The organism is Paenibacillus sp. FSL H7-0703, assembly GCF_038003485.1.
Taxonomy (GTDB): Bacteria; Bacillota; Bacilli; order Paenibacillales; family Paenibacillaceae; genus Paenibacillus; species Paenibacillus polymyxa_B.
The window spans coordinates 4,403,794-4,419,951 of record NZ_JBBOPF010000001.1; the positions used below are offsets into that span (position 1 = coordinate 4,403,794).

Sequence of the window (16,158 nt, forward strand, 5' to 3'; positions counted from 1 at the left end):
GAAGTGTAATTAACATTACCTGTTGGTGAAATTTAAAATGATGGATATACTTAGAAAATAGTTATAAATACCCAATTATGTTGGTTTTGATTGTAAGGTTAAAAATCTTCGCATATAATTGAGCCGTAAGACCTATTAATTATTTCTTGATAAGGTATATAGGAGGGTTTTTGTAATGGATGAAGTAGGTCAATTGTCGTTAGCAAGGCAGATGGATATCGTTTTAAAAGAACTGGATAATGAACTGGCGGGTTTGTCGTCAGGTATCGTATTTGTACAAATACGTAACAATGTAGTTGGGAAATTTGGGATTCGCCATAACCCGCTTGCAGGTAAAGGGGGCACATTTGCAGCAGTAGAACCGGGGTTATCAGCAAAGCATCGGGAGGATTTTCGGCGTATGGCTCTAGAAACGCTAAATCATAAGCGTAGCTGGACTCATGGTGAGATTGCTTTCGATTTTGCCATTAGACAAGGAACGATTTTGGTAGATGCAACACTGGAGTCCAACTACAACATGGCGAATCTCATGATCCGCTACAACAAGCCTACATACCGAGCGGCTAATTCGGAATAATTATCAATATGAGGATTTTGCAAATCCATAAGCGACTTCCAATGAACAAGATATAGATCGAAATGGTTTAGTTCGTCTATATCTTGCACTTCGAAGCGACTGGAATCGAATTTTGCAAAATCCTGATTTTAAAAAAAGAGTAAAGAAAAGGCGGCCTTCCTAGGGAAGACCGCCTTTGTTATATGCCCGTTATAACGCATTTTGGTAAATTACGATGAACGGAATGCTCATGTGGAATAATGACGCTTATTGACCTGAACGACCTGATAATTGCTGTTCGGCCAGCTGTACCAAGCGTTTAGTGATATAACCTCCCAGAGAACCAGCTTCACGGGATGGCATGTCACCGTAGTAACCATCTGCCGGAATGGTGATGCCCAGCTCTTGTGCAGCTTCATATTTCAATTGTTGCAATGCGTTGTTGGCTTGAGGAACAACTAAGTTGTTACTGCGACGGCTTCTGCCTTGATTAGCTTCATTCATGTGTAGTCACCTCCTTCGGCTGTGATGAGGTTAGTATGCGACAGAGTTATGAAAATATGCGCCGAAGGAAGAAAAGTGACTAGAGGAAAATTACGGATATATGATATGAATCTGAGTTTTGAGATCGATGGATTGCTGAGGCTCCAAACGGATCAGTCCGGCTCCCCCGACAGGATCAGGTGAATTGGGCGCATCAGGCAGACATGTATAAGGCTCAATGCAAAGATACTGGTCGCATTCACCTTTGGTATATAAAACCCAATACTTATAGTATTGCTCATCTGCTGTGTAGCGGATTTGATAACCGTCGTCACGAGTCAAAAGAGCTTCAGCAGGGCCATCAGTTGCCCGCAGCAGAGTGTCTAGATTTGTTCCTTTCAGAGAAAGTCCCGAAGAGAGCTGTTCCAAGTCATCTAACGAAGTAATGATACCTGTAGGTAGCTGTTCAGCATCCTGCTCATATACGCCGTTCACAGGTAGCTTTAGACGCCAGCGCTCAGGTTCTCCGTCCACCATAAACCAAGTGTGATATCCCAAGCCAAATGGGGCTGCTTTTTCGCCCAAATTCGTTACGCGCAGCGTTTGACTTAATACAGCACCCTGCAAGCGATACGTCATCTCCAGACGTAAAGGAATGGGGAATTGTTCCATCCAGTGCGGATCACTTTCTGTTAAAAGCTCGGTAGTAACACTGCAACCTTCTTCATCCTCTTCAATATCACTGCAGCGCCAGGACTGATTACGATGCAGACCGTGTATATGATTGTCATTGGCTGTATTTCGGTCGAACTGATAAGGAACACCGTCAAACTCAAATTTTCCCTTGCGAATTCGGCCTGGAGGAATCAAAATGGGCAAGCCAAAATGATAAGGCTTTTGTAAATAGAAAGCCAATTCTTCCTCACCGGGCCGACGTACGATATCCCGGTCGAGCTTCAGATCACGCACTGAAATAATATTATTCCCGAGGCGAGGGATCATCGTAACTTCCAGTTCACCACTATGTAAAACATACGTGTCGTAACCGTTCCAGTGTTCTTTGGTCACTTGTTTCATATCCATGCTCCTTTGTCCACTATAATCGGTTGAAGCTTCGTGTCATTATGATAACAGATTTTTGGTCGTAGGGCACAATCGTCATTTGACAATAACATTATGCGGAATTATCATTAATGTAGTTTAGAAAGTAATGACATGGATAACGCGATGATGAGGACAAGTAAGCTTTCGCATAAGCTCTTCAGAAAGCCGGTGGTGGATGGGAACCGGTGAGCCTGCACTGCTGAATGGACCTTGGAGTGCCGCACAGAACAGGAATTTACTGTCCTCAGTATGACGGCCGATTGCTCCCCGTTAACGGAGCTTTAAGATTGCAGGCAGCCACGGAGCATAGCTCCGACAAGTAATAGGTTGACGGCAATGAATAAGGGTGGTACCACGGTCTCGCGTCCCTTGAGGATGCGGGGCCTTTTTGCGTTCTAATTTTGAAATACTGAGGAGGAAGAATATGAAAACTGTACTTTCAGGTATTCAGCCTAGCGGACAACTTACTTTGGGCAATTACATTGGTGCCATGAAAAACTTTGTCAAATTGCAAGAGGATCATCAATGTTACTTTATGGTCGTAGACCTTCATGCAATTACCGTACCGCAGGAACCGGCTCAATTACGTGAGCAGTCGGAGGCGGTAGCAGCATTATTTATCGCAGCAGGTATTAACCCGGAGAAATCCAATGTCTTTTTACAATCCCATGTTCCTCAGCACGCTGAGTTGGGATGGTTGATGACAACACTGACGAATATGGGCGAGTTGGAACGGATGACTCAGTTTAAGGACAAAGCGGCAGGCAAGGACTCTGTAGGAGCAGGGCTGTTCGTATATCCATCGTTGATGGCAGCTGACATTTTGCTCTACAACGCGGATCTCGTCCCGGTAGGCGACGATCAGAAACAGCATCTGGAGCTGACACGCGATTTGGCGGGTCGCTTTAATCACCGTTATGGAGATTATTTTACTGTTCCTGAACCGTATATCCCTGAAGTAGGGGCGAGAATTATGTCCCTGGATGATGTATCCAAAAAAATGAGTAAGAGCAATCCGAATGCAGGCAGCTTTATTGCGCTACTAGACGAACCGAAAGTCATACGCAAGAAAATCAGCCGCGCTACTACCGATTCCGGTAGTGAGGTTAGATATGATCCGGCCAATAAACCTGAAATTAGTAATCTGATGGGCATCTACAGCCAGTGTTCCGGTTTGTCACTCCAAGAAGTGCAGGATCGTTATGAAGGTCAAATGTACGGAACATTTAAAAAAGAACTGGCAGAGACCGTTGTAGCTATGCTTGAACCGATTCAGCAACGCTATCGCGACATCCGGGAATCCGGTGAGATTGGACGTATTTTAGCCCAATCCGCAGAGCGTGCACAAGAGGCGGCTGAAGTCACGCTGTCTGCGGTCAAAGAGCGCATGGGCTTTCTGCCACGTGTACGCTAAAGCATATTGAGACGAAACGGATTAGGCCTTTTAAAGGATTGGATTAGGAGCGGCGTTGTCGGGCTTTGACCACGAAACCCCAGCCGATATTGCCGACAGATAATAACCCCAGTAGAATGGCAAGCCATGCGGAATAACTGATGGATATTGCGGCCGCGGTCAGCAGGACAATGGATGAAACGGCGAACCATAGGGATAAACCTTTGCTCATTGGTAAAAACCTCCAGTGTTCGAATGTTGAATTTCAGGAATAAGTAGTTGTAAGCGAGCCATAATAATCTTGCAAGCTTGCAATGAACCTCACTCACAAAGAACTGAAAGGAGATTCAAATATGAGCAGACGTCGTTCAAACAACCTGCAAGTACCGCAGGCCAACGCCGCTTTACAACAATTAAAATATGAGGCAGCTCAAGAACTTGGCATCACCATCCCTCAGGACGGTTACTTCGGTAATGTTGTTTCCCGCGAAACAGGTTCTCTTGGGGGATATATCACGAAAAAGCTGGTCCAACAAGCAGAACAATCCTTGTCGGGCAGCAGCCGTTTGCAGTAATACACATAAACACTCCATCTTGGAAGCTGTATTATGAGCAACTGTGATGAAGAAAATCCGGAGCGATCATGCTCCGGATTTTTTTTACGCATGGCTTATGACCATTGTGAATCACGCAAGTCCGCTTCGTCAAGAGGGCGCTTTCATGAGATGTGATTTTTGGCGCGAAAGACCCAAAAAAACAGCAAGCTCCCAGATTAAGGGGGAACTTGCTGTCTCTTGTTCATAAGGCTGGTTGTTAGCTTGGAAGCAGTTTTAATTCGTATGCAGGGAAAGGCGTTTTTGCATCTTTTCGTCACTGAGCCATCCGATATAACTGTTGATCAGTCCGAACTGCTTATCCATCGCGACCACAGCCACGAATGGATATTGTCTCCGGTGTCGGTACCTGACGTCTCCCCATCGCACAATGTAGCCCCATTCCAGTTCTTCCACCTCGGCAACGGCAAAGGAGGAAAAATAGCGAAATGCCTGCACATCGCGATAGGATTTGGATGCTTCTACGGCAGGATGTGTGGATGGAATTGCATGTTTCGTCCAAAATAAGTGTTTGCCATTTAAACCGCCAATGTCATAACTTCCATTCTGATGAGCTTTTACCACATGCCACCGGTTCCATGATACGGTGGGAATGATATAATAGATGTCGCCCTCCTGACGCTCATTGTCCATATCACGTACCGCTTTCCTGGTTATAAAATGACTCCAGGTTCGCCAAATGTAATATAGGCCAATAATAACGTACAGCGTAATAAATAAGGGAGCGGGTGGAATCAATCCGGTGACCCACAGCATAATCGCAGCAACATGGGTGCCAAAGATAAAGGGATCGAAAATATGGATGATATTCCAAGATATCCACTTGTTTGTAAACGGCCGGAATGCCTGTGTTCCGTACGTATTGAATAAATCTGTGAATACATGCAGGCAGACAGCAATCGTTACCCATAATGCTACATGACCTGGGGGCACATCTCTGAAGATCAGGCAAATCAGTCCTGTTATGGACAAGATCCATATCAACCAGAAGGGAATTGAATGCGACAGTCCACGGTGATTGCGAATGTAGGCTGCATTGTTTTTCAACCGAAGCAAAGTGTCAAAATCCGGAGCTTGTGACCCTACGACTGTAGCGAGCAGTACGACTGCGGCCAACTTTGGATCTCCGGCGACGACAGGATCAGTGTAGGCCAGCCCGGCCAATCCGATTCCCATGACAAAGTGTGTGGCTGTATCCATATCTGTCGCTCCTTTTGTATTGTTTCCTGTACTTATTACTACCCAAATTTACTGTAAACGATCAACAGGGGCGATTTGCCATCGGAATTGTGAACGTTTTGTGCGTTTTCTGTCAAACTTTTTGGGGTAGGTATATGATAAAATTTATATCGGAGTTCAACTTACTCCCGAATTCATACATCTCTAAGGGGGAGTTACTCACAATGGATAATATAAGTTATAAGACTTCTTCGGATGCGGCTACCTATTCTGTAAAATCTAAACCACCCGGCAAAGCGGGCACTTGGAAAGATTTTATTACAGTTACCAAGCCAGGCATCCTTCGTACCAATCTGGTTGCAGCCTTTGGTGGTTTTTGGTTAGCATCGCAATGGGACGTTGATTATATAAAGCTAATTCTTACACTTTTAGGTACAATGCTGGTTATGGCGTCTTCTTGTGTTTTTAACAACTATTTTGACCGTGAGCTGGATTTGAAAATGGAACGTACACGTAATCGCTCACTGCCAACAGGGCGTCTGACCCCTACAACGGTGTTGTCATACGCTATTATTTTGGGTGTTGTCGGGTTAGCTGTTCTATTCTTCTTCTCTGGTGTAAAGGCAGGATTACTGGGATTACTTGGTATGTTCGTCTACGTCGGTATTTATACACTTTGGTTAAAACGTTCGTCTACATGGAGTACATCCATTGGCGGTATTTCTGGTGCAATGCCTCCTGTGATTGGTTATGTGGCCGCTTCGGGTCGTATTGATATGGGCGCTTGGCTCTTATTCGCTCTCTTGTTCTTATGGCAGCCGCCTCACTTTTGGGCACTTGCTATTCGCAGAGTTGAGGAATATCGCGCAGCAGGATTTCCGTTGTTGCCAGTCGTAAAAGGTATTCATCGGACCAAGATTCAGATGATTCCTTATATTGTATTGCTGATTCCGGTACCCATCCTTATGTATGCTTATGGATATGCCGGTATGATTTTTATGATCGTGTCCGTGTTACTGTCCGTGCTGTGGGCATTCTATGCCTTTAAAGGTTTTACGATTAAGGAAGAAGAAACGGATTCCTGGGCAAAAAAAGTATTTTTCTTTTCCATTAACCATCTGACACTCAGCTTCTTGCTGATGATCGTCGATACGGTTCATAAGTTCTAATGTCATTTTAGAGGCATTTTATAGTGCATCATATAGCTGTCCAACAGGCATAAAAGCGGCCTGAGGACAGCTTTTTTGTTATTTTCAAGACTAAAGAACAGGTGGCGGGTATATAATGTATTCTTCCAACCCTGCTTTTTCCAATTGAGTGATCACATATTCATCTGGAGTGCCTTCTACGCCAGCATAGCCTTTGCGTGTATACATATGAAATGCATCCGGAAAAGAGTCTGCAAGCACACCCCTTATTTTTTTCCCTGAGCTGTCATTGTCCATAAATAAATATATTTCGTCGTGCTTGGCCCGCTTGTGTAGGGATTCTAGTTTTATAGAGTTTAGTGTGCCGAAGGTGCATAAAATGTGAACCTCCGGGTCAAGTAATCGGCGAAGTTTGCTGCGGTCATTTTTCCCTTCGACGATCACGGTTATCGCCATTTAGCTCACCCCTTGTCTGATACATATGCTCGAAATTCCCCGGGAAATGAAGAATATGTGTATAGTGTAGCTCCAAATAGGGTTCTCATGCAAAAAATAACAAAACAGCCTGCCAGAAGTGGCAGGCATGGGTACAAGGGGCAACATGTTAGGGGAATTCAGACATTAAAACCAGCAAGTACGGAGAATGATGACGAGCAGAATATAAAGAACAAGAATGATGCCAGTTGAAGTTCCAAAAACAGAACAAGGGTTTACAGGATGACAGTGGCTCACAGGCTGCACCTCCCTTTGTTAGTGAATGTTCAGTCAAAATAGTCTATGTGGATAGAGGCATAGCGTACTGTGCATTTGTCCTCTGAAACGACATTTTGGGCTTTAAAGGTAGCATATTAGCGTACCGCTGTCTCAGACTAGCTAGGAATGATAAGGTCCTGAGGCAGACAGTGGCGGCGTCGGAGATAATCGCTTAATAGGAACGAATAGCAGGCCAGCCATCAGAATCAGAAATGCGATAAAAAAAGGAGAAATGTGATCGGGTAGCTGACCTGCTAGTACAGGTCCGGCAAAGGAGCCGATAGATGTTGCAATAGACTGTAGTGCAAAGGTTTTGCCCAGTCGCGCACCTCCAATTCGTATGAAAAGGGAGGCCAGCGCTGGAAAAATGATGCCTTTGGCTGTTCCTAAAATAAAAAGTATAATGCCAATCGCCGCTTCGGGCGTGGTGGCGAGTGCGTAAAAACTTAGAGACATCAAAATAATGCCACAAAGTAGTCGCACCATGGGTGAATATTTGTTCAGAAACAGCAGACTGAGCGTGCAAAGTGCTCCCAAACTAATGATGGAAAAGAGCAATCCGGTGGACATCATAGACGCAGAACCGTTATTCCGTAATGGAATTTCGTAAAATAAAATGCCTTGTGCACACGCCAAAACAAAAGGCAGGAGCAGGTAACGCCAATTGAATGGTAAACGCGTCTTCTGTACCCCGGATAGTGGAGCAGATGTCGCATGACCATCTGATAATTGGGCCTGTGGAGCGGGTGCTGTTTTGGGCAAGGTGAAATAAGCCATAAGCCCCGTGACTACGAGAATGATGCCAAGGGAACTAAACGTCTCACTAAAGCCGAAACTGGCTACGATAAATGCGCCGGCAGCTGGAGACAGGACAGAGGCCAATGTGTGAACGACACCATGTCCCGACATATATTTGCCCTGCGTAACTGGATGATCGGATAGCTGTGCCAACATGGCCAGACAGGCCGGAGATAAAAAGGCCAACACAAAACCGCTAATCGCACGAAGAAAAAGTAATTCCCAAGGTGTGTGGATGTACGATTGAATGATGAGGATGATGCCTGCGGCTGTTAGGCTAAACATAATATATCGGCGGCTGCCGTGTTTGTCGACCTTGGGACCGGCCATCAAATTACCAGGCAGGTGAGTTAGAGAGTAAATCCCCATCATCCAGCCGATAAAAGTAGGTGCTGCACCGAGGGAGATGGCGAATGGTGTCAAAATAGGATATTGTGCATGCAAATCGAAAAAGGCAATGAATAAAAAGAGATACAGCCAGAGGGCTGTTTTCATAGGATGACCCCCTTCCCTAATGTAAACTTTCATGTTGCACCACGTATTGGCCCTTCCTAAGTTGTACGCTGGAGTGGACGAACATAGACCACTTTGTATGGACAAGAATTGAATAACAAGGTATGTAAAAGAGCTAAGCTGACAGGGCATCACGTAATCATGTATAATTACAGAGACAATTTTGTGATTTGAATGATGTAGTTGAAAACGGGAGTGTAGCGAAATGGATAAGGGCATCTGGACAGAGTTTTTGGAACATAATTGGCAGATCGTTCAGGATAACTGGATGTATATATTAATTGGGCTTGTCCTACTGTTAGTCATATTGAAGATTGTAAGAACTCTCGTAAAATGGCTGATTGTCATTGTCGTGATTGCGGGCTTGCTTATCTACAGTGGCATTTCCTTTGAACAGGTCGGCAAGGTCGTTACTCAGGCAAAGGATGATGCGATTAACAAGGTTCAAGGCGAGGCCTTGAACATGATGATCAAGGAGGGACGGGATGCCCAATACACATCCAACGCGGATGGTACGTTTTCGGTAACCAGCTCCAACTTGGAAGTGAAAGGTCCATTTGATGGTGACAAGGTCAAGGTATGGTTTCAGGGGATGTCGCTGGGCGAGTGGAGTATGGGCGATACCGTCAAGAAATATATCGAAAGTGCGAAAGGCTCGGCTGTAATACAGTCGCCACAGTCGCCGTAGAGACAGGAGGAACACAATGAAACCATCCTGGCTGGAGCCTATTCTTCATTGGAATGGCGTGACGGTGTTTTTGATTGTCATTGTACTGCTGTCGTTGATTCAGGGCTGGAGACGAGGAGCTTCGAGATCTGTAGGGGCGCTGTTCAGTCTTATTGTAGATGGCATACTGACTGTGGCGGGTATTTTGTGCTCGCTCGGGTTAGCCATGTGGCTTTCACCAAAAGTACAACAGTGGCTGGCGACTTATATGGAACATTTGCCTCAACGAGAACTAAGCGGGATTGAGCAATTTTATTATACGTTGGTGGCGGGGTTAGAAGGTTTTCCGCTGCTGCGGTTCGCCGTATTATTCATGCTCAGTTATGCGATCGCCCAATTTGTACTACGTGCAATTTATGTATTGATGGTAGGTGGCAAGTCAGATTCTTCTTTCCATGAGCATGAAAAAAAATCAGGCTTTTTCAGCAGGGTGGCAGGGGCTGGAATAGGTACTCTTATTGGTGGAGCACGCGCTATCATGGTTATAGCCCTGCTATTCATCGGCGTAAGTCTGTATCCAGACAGCGGGTTTAGCAGCTACGTCCAAGCTTCACCGATTTATAAGCAGGGAGCGCAATCGGTCATTGAGCCGTTATCCGGTACACTGATTAAGGATAAATTGCCCGTATTTACGCAGGCCGTTACCAAGGAATTAAACGGTATCCTGCAGCGTAAATACGAAATGATTGACCGGGAAATTCCGAACGATATCGATCGAGCTGCGGCCAAGATTACACAGGGGATGAGCGGTGATGAGCAAAAAGCCAGAGCGTTGTATGAATGGGTAGGTACCCGTATTAGCTATGATTTTGGTAAGGTAGAAGCCTATGAGCAGCGTGGTGACTGGCATGAACAGACCCCTAGAGATACGTTTGATACACGTAAAGGAGTCTGCATTGATTATGCCCGCCTGTATGCGATGATGGCTCGTTCGCAGGGATTACAGGTCAAGGTGGTGACAGGGCTTGGTTATAACGGACAGGGAGGATACGGGTCCCACGCATGGAATGAAGTGTATTTGAGCGCACAGGATCAGTGGGTACCGTTAGACCCAACCTGGGCGCAAAGTGGGGACTGGTTTAATCCGCCTGGTTTTGCCCAAACACATATCAAGGATAAAGTGATTTAATAAGGAGTGGAAAAGGGCACATGAGAAAGATAGACAACGAGCAGGGAAAAGACAACGAGACGTCTGATCGAAAAAGATTCAGCTTTCGGATCAATCTGTTCTTTTTCAGCTCGTTCATTATATTTACGGTCATTATTGTAAGACTGGCGATACTTCAATTTGTAGATGGACCTCAGCTTAAGCAGCAGGAGGCCAGTAATGTTACCAAAAATGTACCGCTTACGCCGATTCGCGGAACGATTTATGATTCGACCGGGCAGAATAGACTGGCGTATTCTACACCTGTACAATCACTGTATATCACACTCTCCAAGAACTATAGTGACAGTATGGAAAAGTTACGTAATCCTGATAAAAAGCTGTTGCCTGAGCTGGAAAATATGACACAAAAGCTGGCAAATCGGTTTGCTCAATATGGTAATAAAGATGAGCCGAAAATGACTGCAGAGCAAATTATGGACGCTATGGACCGAAACTATCAGAGATTTAGCGGTTTTACGCCGCGTCTGATTAAAACGAATCTTAATAAAGATGAAGTTGCCTATTTTATGCAGCATAAGAGTGAGTTCCCGGGCGTAGATGTCGTTGAGGAAACGGTACGCCATTATGATCCTGATACGGTAGCTGTCCAAACGGTTGGCTACATTAAAAGCTATAAAAGTGCGCGTGAAACGTTAGATAAATATAAAAACATCCAAAAATCCATGTCAGCTGAAAATGATCCGGGCCTCATTTATATGGATAACGAATCAGTTGGCTTTGATGGACTGGAATATCAATATCAGGAACAGTTACGAGGGAAAAATGGTTATAAAACGGTTCCGATTGATCCGCGCAATATGCCGGAAGGTGTAGATTCTGTTACTCCTCCGCAAAAAGGGAATAACATTTATTCCACCATTAATAAAGAGATTCAGGTCAAAACAGAAGAAGCCATTACGGATCAATTGAGATGGCTCCATTCACACGCTGTATCTGGCAAGACTCATCCTTATGCGAAAACAGGCTTCGCTGTAGCGATGGAAGTAGATACAGGAAATGTGGTAGCTATGGCTAGTATGCCGGATTATGATGCGAATTATTGGCAGACGGGTACGATTTCAAAAGACAAATATGAAGAAATAAAACATGTGTATCAAAACGCTACAATTAAGAACGTTGGCTCAGGCCAATCTGGACAGCACCCAGACTCTACCGTGCTTCTCGGATCAACTATTAAACCGCTGTCTGTTCTTATTGGATTGGAAGAAGGACTATTTACAACAAATACGTACTATCAAGACACAGGAGCTGCATATTTCGGACGTAACAACTCCTCACGGGTGCGGAACTCCTCTGGTCATGTGTACGGTTCAATGGACCCGGCTACCGCTATACGCCATTCCTCCAATGCCTTTATGGTCGATATGGTTGGCAAACGCTTATATAACAAATACAGCAATAATGCAGCAGAAGACCAAGGCGTTAACGTATGGGATCGTTATATGAAGGAGTTTGGATTAGGTGTTTCTACTGGAGTAGACTTGCCCGGTGAGTTCCGGGGGTGGCGGGAGTACACAAGCAAATCAGAGTCAGCACTTTCTAAATTGGCATATGCATCCTTTGGTCAACAAGGTAAATATACACCTATGCAACTTGCCCAATATACAACGATGATTGCTACTAAGGGCAAACGGATAGAGCCGCATTTGGTCAGCCAAATTAAAGATACCAACGGCAATGTAGTTCAAACATTTAAACCGAAGGTTCTAAATGAGGTGAAATTTCCTGATGCATACTGGAATGAAGTCATACGTGGGATGGCAACAGATGTTAGCGCATTTAAAGGTTTCCCTTATGACTTTGCTCGCAAAACGGGAACATCGCAGCAAAGTGTGGGCAGAGAACTCAAAGATAACGGGGTATTTATCGCCTTTGCCCCACGTCAGAATCCCAAGCTGGCCGTAGCCGTTGTCATTCCTGAAGGGGGCTTTGGGGCCTGGAGTGCTGGGCCTGTTGCACGCAAAATCTTTGATGCTTACGATGAAGTGTACGGTCTGGACGGTGTTCCAAAGAAAAAGGATGAAACAGCAACCGATCCTAATGCAATCAAACAGCCATAATCCTTTTATACGATGTCATTTCATGAAAGCTTCCCTTAGCCTTTGGGCTGAGGGAAGCTTTTTTATGTCTTTTCTACGTTTTCTTACAAAATTGTCATCTTAGAATTCATCGTTTATTGTTTTAGATATGGTAGGATCAGGGAATATGAAACCTATTGGAAGGAGTAATGCAGCTAATATGGACAGAAGAAGTTTAGATAAAAAGTTTTCATTCAAAAAGAAAAATCAAGAAGAGGATGAAGAGTCACGAAAAAAACGGACGGTTTTACGAACCAACCTACTGTTTTTTAGTGCTTTTGTGTTGTTTGCCCTGATCATTACCAGACTAGCTGTATTGCAGTTTGTACAATCGGACGAGCTGAAGAGTCAGCAGCAATCCGTAAATACGAAAAATGTCCCGTTAGTCCCGAGTCGCGGCACGATTTATGATTCCACAGGTACGGTTAAGCTGGCGTATTCGACTCCAGTACAGTCCCTATATGTAACTTTATCTAAGGATTATAGCAAGCATACGGAGAAAGACCGCAAACCAGGGGAAAAGCTGCTCCCTGAGCTCAATGCTTTTGCTACCAAGCTTGCTGCCAAATTAAACGAACTGGGGCGTACCGAAGGAGAGCAGCTCAATGCAGAGGAAATAAAAAAACGATTGGACCCGGACTATAATCAATATAGGGGATTTACCCCGCGTTTGGTCAAATCCGACCTGAGTCGGGAGGAAATCGCTTATTTTCTGGAGCATCGGACAGAGTTTCCTGGTGTAGAGGTTGTAGAAGAAAGTGTACGCCATTATGACCCGGATCGGGTGGCGGTCCAAGCGATTGGATATATGTACAAGTTCAAAGGAGCTCGAACGAACCGACCCAAATATAAAGAGCTCTATGAAGCTAATTCGGAGGTCCTAAGACCGACACAGGTGTATTCGGAAAGTGAAACGGTCGGATATGATGGCTTAGAGCTTCAGTACCAGGACGAGCTGAGAGGAAAAAATGGATATAAAACGGTAGAGGTCAATCCTCGCAGCATGCCAGAGGGCATTGAATCCATTACTCCTCCTGAAAAAGGACATCATTTATATTCCACCATCAACAAGGAAATTCAGCAGAAAACCGAACAGGCCATTATGGATCAGCTTCGCTGGCTTCATACTCATGCCGTATCGGGGAAGCTTCATCAAGACGCTACCACTGGCTTCGCTGTAGCGATGGAGGTAGAGACTGGAAATATCGTGGCAATGGCCAGTATGCCGGATTATGACTCTAATGTATGGAAAAGTGGAAGTACCTCGCCTTCGGTATATGACGAAATTCAGCATAAAATGGGAAATGGAACCATTAAATCCGTGCCTAGCGGAAAAGCGGGTCCACATCCAGAATCCTCAGTGCTTTTGGGTTCAACCATTAAACCGCTAACCGTGCTGATCGGGTTGAAGGAAAACCTGTTTTCTCCCGGACAAACTTATCTGGATACGGGAAGTGCGTACTACGGCAAAAATCGCTCCAGCCGGGTTGGGAATTCTAGCGGACATGTGTATGGTTCTTTGACACCTAGCAGGGCAATTGAGGTCTCGTCGAATACGTTTATGGTAGATATGATCGGCAAGCCGCTGTATGGCAAATACGGAAGTAATGCAGGGGTGCATCAGGGAATTGACGTATGGGACAAGTATATGAAGGAATTTGGATTAGGCGTACCGACAGAAGTAGATCTGCCGGGCGAGTGGGCAGGCAGACTCGAGTATACGAGCAAAAAGGAAAGTGCGTTGACACGTTTGGTACAGGCATCCTTTGGTCAGCAGGGAAAGTATACGGCCATGCAGCTGGCCCAGTATACGACTGTACTGGCAACAAAGGGCAAGCGTATGCAGCCTCATTTGGTCAGCAAAATTGTAGATGATCAGGGGAATCTCGTACGTGAGTTTAAGCCGCAGGTGCTGAATGAGGTCGCCTTTTCAGATACGTACTGGAATACAGTGATTCGGGGTATGGCTACGGATGTTAAAGCCTTTAACGGATTTCCTTATGATTATGCCCGCAAAACAGGGACTTCCCAGCAGGTGGTAGGACGTACGGTTAAAGATAATGGGGTGTTCATCGCTTTTGCTCCGCGTCAAAATCCGAAGCTGGCGGTAGCGGTCATCATTCCTGAAGGGGGCTTTGGTGCGACGAGCGCGGGACCGGTTGCGCGTAAAATATTTGATGCGTATGACGAAGTTTACGGGCTAGATGGTACTCCTAAAAAGCCTCTTGCAGCCAAGTAAGGACTTGAATACTTTTGTGGGCTTCTCTTTTTCATGGTAAAATGTCGTTGGACATAAGGGACAACAGGAGGAAGAGAGACTATGGGAGAAAACCAATATAAATACAAACTGCTTGCGCTCGACATGGATGGAACTTTACTGAATGATAATCATGAAATTTCCCTGGAAACGATTAACTGGATTAACAAGGCGATTCAGGAAGGGATTCATGTATGCTTATCCACCGGACGTGCAGCGATGCATGCTCTGCCTTACGGTCAGCAACTCGGCCTGGAGACGCCCATGGTAACCGTAAACGGTAGTGAGGTGTGGAAATCACCCCACGAGTTGTGGCGCCGGTATTTACTTGATAAGGAGCTCGTTCGCAAGATGCACCAGATTGCCGTAGAAACAGGCTCTTGGTTCTGGGCTTACTCCACGGAGGAATTATATAACAGAGATCGCTGGCCGGATACATTGGACACACAGGAGTGGCTCAAATTCGGTTATAATACGGAAAATGACGAAATTCGCCACCAAATTTTGCTTAAGCTTCAGGACATGGGTGGACTTGAAATTTCCAATTCTTCGATGACAAATCTGGAAATTAACCCGGCTGGTATATCCAAAGCCAGTGGAATCGCTGAAGTGTGCGACCTGCTTGGCATTACTCTGGAGCAGGTGGTTGCCGTTGGCGACAGTCTGAATGATATGGCAGTGATTCAAGCGGTTGGACTGGGCGTAGCAATGGGTAATGCTCAGGATACGGTTAAAGAAGCCGCTGATGTGGTCGTGGCTTCGAACAATGACGACGGCATTGTAGAAGTGATTCGTGATTATGTGCTTGTGTAATAAAACGAATGATGCAGCTAGCAGGATGAATGGACGAGAAGGAGGAGGCCCATGGACGTTGTAGGCTGGATTGTTGTTATTGTGCTATTCATTGTGGGCATGGCCGGGGCGGTATATCCCGTATTGCCAGGGGCGCTCGCCATCTATTTTGCATTTTTTGTATACGGCTGGTTTTTCTCGTTTGCTCCATACAATGCATTGTTTTGGATTATACAAACACTAATCGTCGTTGCCCTTTTTGTTGCGGATTATGCTGTGAATGCGTGGGGAGTCAAGCGATTTGGCGGCTCGCGTCTGTCGGCGATACTGAGTACCATCGGGATTATTATCGGCCCCTTCGTTATTCCGGCATTTGGCCTGATTTTGGGACCATTTATTGGCGCTGTGCTAGGTGAGCTGATAAGCAAAGCTCCGCTGGATCGAGCTATAAAAGTGGGCTTTGGCTCTGTATTAGGCCTTTTTACCAGCACCGTGATGAAAGTGATTTTGCAACTTGCCATGATTATTGTATTCTTGATTTGGGTGTTATGACCCGAGATTCGTTTTCGTTTATTATGATTTGCAGAGACAG

17 protein-coding genes are annotated in these 16,158 nt (G+C 45.3%); 10 read left to right on the forward strand and 7 right to left on the reverse strand.

Annotation, left to right across the window (positions count from 1 at the left end; genetic code table 11):
• Positions 1 to 175: 175 nt before the first annotated feature.
• Positions 176 to 577: a hypothetical protein gene (locus MHB46_RS19610; protein ID WP_013311862.1), complete on the forward strand. Its 402-nt coding sequence runs from the start codon at positions 176 to 178 to the stop codon at positions 575 to 577.
• A gap of 246 nt (positions 578 to 823) precedes the next feature.
• On the opposite strand, the gene MHB46_RS19615 is transcribed toward MHB46_RS19610, so the two are convergent.
• Positions 824 to 1,060 (reverse strand): alpha/beta-type small acid-soluble spore protein, encoded by a 237-nt coding sequence (locus tag MHB46_RS19615; RefSeq protein ID WP_013311861.1) that lies wholly within the window; start codon positions 1,058 to 1,060, stop codon positions 824 to 826.
• A gap of 90 nt (positions 1,061 to 1,150) precedes the next feature.
• Entirely contained in the window at positions 1,151 to 2,116 is a 966-nt protein-coding gene (locus MHB46_RS19620; RefSeq protein WP_341163165.1) for an aldose 1-epimerase, read from the reverse strand.
• A gap of 451 nt (positions 2,117 to 2,567) precedes the next feature.
• Between MHB46_RS19620 and trpS the strand changes: the two genes are divergently transcribed.
• Positions 2,568 to 3,557 carry a tryptophan--tRNA ligase gene (gene trpS, locus MHB46_RS19625; RefSeq protein WP_061829859.1) on the forward strand — a complete coding sequence of 330 codons (990 nt, stop codon included), beginning with the start codon at positions 2,568 to 2,570 and terminating at the stop codon, positions 3,555 to 3,557.
• Positions 3,558 to 3,600: 43 nt separating this feature from the next.
• On the opposite strand, the gene MHB46_RS19630 is transcribed toward trpS, so the two are convergent.
• Entirely contained in the window at positions 3,601 to 3,768 is a 168-nt protein-coding gene (locus tag MHB46_RS19630) for a hypothetical protein (protein ID WP_007431986.1), read from the reverse strand.
• A 121-nt stretch (positions 3,769 to 3,889) separates the two neighbouring features.
• Between MHB46_RS19630 and MHB46_RS19635 the strand changes: the two genes are divergently transcribed.
• Positions 3,890 to 4,111, forward strand: a complete 222-nt coding sequence (locus MHB46_RS19635) for an alpha/beta-type small acid-soluble spore protein (RefSeq protein WP_013311857.1) — start codon at positions 3,890 to 3,892, stop codon at positions 4,109 to 4,111.
• A gap of 255 nt (positions 4,112 to 4,366) precedes the next feature.
• On the opposite strand, the gene MHB46_RS19640 is transcribed toward MHB46_RS19635, so the two are convergent.
• On the reverse strand, positions 4,367 to 5,350 hold the full coding sequence (locus MHB46_RS19640; protein ID WP_061829858.1) for a metal-dependent hydrolase: 984 nt from the start codon (positions 5,348 to 5,350) through the stop codon (positions 4,367 to 4,369).
• 203 nt (positions 5,351 to 5,553) lie between these two features.
• Here MHB46_RS19640 and cyoE point away from each other — a divergent pair, with 203 nt between their 5' ends.
• The gene (cyoE, locus tag MHB46_RS19645) at positions 5,554 to 6,498 is read left to right on the forward strand and encodes a heme o synthase (protein WP_013311855.1); all 945 of its coding nucleotides are present in this window, start codon (positions 5,554 to 5,556) and stop codon (positions 6,496 to 6,498) included.
• Between the two features lie 90 nt (positions 6,499 to 6,588).
• On the opposite strand, the gene MHB46_RS19650 is transcribed toward cyoE, so the two are convergent.
• The 3 genes from MHB46_RS19650 to MHB46_RS19660 all read right to left on the reverse strand — a co-directional run bounded on the left by MHB46_RS19650 (position 6,589) and on the right by MHB46_RS19660 (position 8,523).
• A complete protein-coding gene (locus tag MHB46_RS19650) occupies positions 6,589 to 6,933 on the reverse strand; it encodes a toprim domain-containing protein (protein ID WP_341163166.1) in 345 nt (114 codons plus the stop codon).
• Positions 6,934 to 7,098: 165 nt separating this feature from the next.
• A complete protein-coding gene (locus MHB46_RS19655) occupies positions 7,099 to 7,209 on the reverse strand; it encodes a YjcZ family sporulation protein (protein ID WP_250240291.1) in 111 nt (36 codons plus the stop codon).
• A gap of 141 nt (positions 7,210 to 7,350) precedes the next feature.
• Entirely contained in the window at positions 7,351 to 8,523 is a 1,173-nt protein-coding gene (locus tag MHB46_RS19660) for an MFS transporter (protein ID WP_250240290.1), read from the reverse strand.
• A gap of 223 nt (positions 8,524 to 8,746) precedes the next feature.
• Here MHB46_RS19660 and MHB46_RS19665 point away from each other — a divergent pair, with 223 nt between their 5' ends.
• From MHB46_RS19665 to MHB46_RS19690, 6 genes are all read left to right on the forward strand, one after another.
• The gene (locus tag MHB46_RS19665; protein WP_341163167.1) at positions 8,747 to 9,229 is read left to right on the forward strand and encodes a hypothetical protein; all 483 of its coding nucleotides are present in this window, start codon (positions 8,747 to 8,749) and stop codon (positions 9,227 to 9,229) included.
• A gap of 16 nt (positions 9,230 to 9,245) precedes the next feature.
• Positions 9,246 to 10,397, forward strand: coding sequence for a transglutaminase domain-containing protein (locus MHB46_RS19670; protein ID WP_341163168.1), 1,152 nt, complete (start codon positions 9,246 to 9,248; stop codon positions 10,395 to 10,397).
• A 20-nt stretch (positions 10,398 to 10,417) separates the two neighbouring features.
• The gene (locus MHB46_RS19675) at positions 10,418 to 12,499 is read left to right on the forward strand and encodes a peptidoglycan D,D-transpeptidase FtsI family protein (protein WP_341163169.1); all 2,082 of its coding nucleotides are present in this window, start codon (positions 10,418 to 10,420) and stop codon (positions 12,497 to 12,499) included.
• Positions 12,500 to 12,677: 178 nt separating this feature from the next.
• Positions 12,678 to 14,756: a peptidoglycan D,D-transpeptidase FtsI family protein gene (locus MHB46_RS19680; protein WP_341163170.1), complete on the forward strand. Its 2,079-nt coding sequence runs from the start codon at positions 12,678 to 12,680 to the stop codon at positions 14,754 to 14,756.
• Between the two features lie 81 nt (positions 14,757 to 14,837).
• On the forward strand, positions 14,838 to 15,587 hold the full coding sequence (locus tag MHB46_RS19685) for a Cof-type HAD-IIB family hydrolase (RefSeq protein ID WP_250270231.1): 750 nt from the start codon (positions 14,838 to 14,840) through the stop codon (positions 15,585 to 15,587).
• Between the two features lie 51 nt (positions 15,588 to 15,638).
• Positions 15,639 to 16,118 (forward strand): DUF456 domain-containing protein, encoded by a 480-nt coding sequence (locus MHB46_RS19690; protein WP_023990190.1) that lies wholly within the window; start codon positions 15,639 to 15,641, stop codon positions 16,116 to 16,118.
• Positions 16,119 to 16,158 lie beyond the last annotated feature (40 nt).

Excerpts from the sequence above, each read along its gene's own strand:
- MHB46_RS19610 (WP_013311862.1), top strand. The coding sequence starts at position 176 with ATGGATGAAGTAGGTCAATTGTCGTTAGCAAGGCAGATGGATATCGTT.
- MHB46_RS19615 (WP_013311861.1), bottom strand. The coding sequence starts at position 1,060 with ATGAATGAAGCTAATCAAGGCAGAAGCCGTCGCAGTAACAACTTAGTT.
- MHB46_RS19620 (WP_341163165.1), bottom strand. The coding sequence starts at position 2,116 with ATGAAACAAGTGACCAAAGAACACTGGAACGGTTACGACACGTATGTT.
- trpS (WP_061829859.1), top strand. The coding sequence starts at position 2,568 with ATGAAAACTGTACTTTCAGGTATTCAGCCTAGCGGACAACTTACTTTG.
- MHB46_RS19630 (WP_007431986.1), bottom strand. The coding sequence starts at position 3,768 with ATGAGCAAAGGTTTATCCCTATGGTTCGCCGTTTCATCCATTGTCCTG.
- MHB46_RS19635 (WP_013311857.1), top strand. The coding sequence starts at position 3,890 with ATGAGCAGACGTCGTTCAAACAACCTGCAAGTACCGCAGGCCAACGCC.
- MHB46_RS19640 (WP_061829858.1), bottom strand. The coding sequence starts at position 5,350 with ATGGATACAGCCACACACTTTGTCATGGGAATCGGATTGGCCGGGCTG.
- cyoE (WP_013311855.1), top strand. The coding sequence starts at position 5,554 with ATGGATAATATAAGTTATAAGACTTCTTCGGATGCGGCTACCTATTCT.
- MHB46_RS19650 (WP_341163166.1), bottom strand. The coding sequence starts at position 6,933 with ATGGCGATAACCGTGATCGTCGAAGGGAAAAATGACCGCAGCAAACTT.
- MHB46_RS19660 (WP_250240290.1), bottom strand. The coding sequence starts at position 8,523 with ATGAAAACAGCCCTCTGGCTGTATCTCTTTTTATTCATTGCCTTTTTC.
- MHB46_RS19665 (WP_341163167.1), top strand. The coding sequence starts at position 8,747 with ATGGATAAGGGCATCTGGACAGAGTTTTTGGAACATAATTGGCAGATC.
- MHB46_RS19670 (WP_341163168.1), top strand. The coding sequence starts at position 9,246 with ATGAAACCATCCTGGCTGGAGCCTATTCTTCATTGGAATGGCGTGACG.
- MHB46_RS19675 (WP_341163169.1), top strand. The coding sequence starts at position 10,418 with ATGAGAAAGATAGACAACGAGCAGGGAAAAGACAACGAGACGTCTGAT.
- MHB46_RS19680 (WP_341163170.1), top strand. The coding sequence starts at position 12,678 with ATGGACAGAAGAAGTTTAGATAAAAAGTTTTCATTCAAAAAGAAAAAT.
- MHB46_RS19685 (WP_250270231.1), top strand. The coding sequence starts at position 14,838 with ATGGGAGAAAACCAATATAAATACAAACTGCTTGCGCTCGACATGGAT.
- MHB46_RS19690 (WP_023990190.1), top strand. The coding sequence starts at position 15,639 with ATGGACGTTGTAGGCTGGATTGTTGTTATTGTGCTATTCATTGTGGGC.